Origin of the sequence: Caballeronia jiangsuensis (assembly GCF_046030135.1) — a bacterium.
GTDB lineage: Bacteria > Pseudomonadota > Gammaproteobacteria > Burkholderiales > Burkholderiaceae > Caballeronia > Caballeronia jiangsuensis.
The window spans coordinates 1-385 of the sequence record NZ_JAQQDB010000143.1 but is presented as its reverse complement, the minus strand read 5'-3'; the positions used below and the strand labels follow the sequence as shown (position 1 = coordinate 385).

General features: G+C 61.8%; 1 protein-coding gene. It reads right to left on the bottom strand.

Going from position 1 to position 385, the window contains the following annotated elements; all coding sequences use genetic code 11:
- The coding region (locus PQR08_RS38725) for a 2Fe-2S iron-sulfur cluster-binding protein (protein WP_408164518.1) at nt 1-385 on the bottom strand (385 nt) is incomplete at both ends.

Genomic DNA, 385 nt, shown 5'->3' with positions numbered 1-385 from the left:
ATCCGCGATGAAGCGATAGGCTTGCAGCAAGCCCGCCGGGCCCACGAACTTGTCCGGGTTCCACCAGAAGCTCGGGCACGACGTCGAGCAGCTCGCGCACAGAATGCACTCATAGAGTCCATCCAGTTCGTCGCGCTCCACCGGCGATTGCAGGCGTTCTTTCTCGGGCGGCGGCGTATCGTTGATCAGGTACGGCTTGATCGAATGATACTGGTTGAAGAACTGCGTGAAGTCGCAGATCAGATCGCGCACCACGGGCAGTCCCGGCAGCGGGCGCAGCACGATCTTCTGCGGCAGTTCATTCAGATTCGTCAGACACGCCAGCCCGTTCTTGCCGTTGATGTTCATCGCGTCCGAGCCGCACACGCCCTCGCGGCACGAGCGC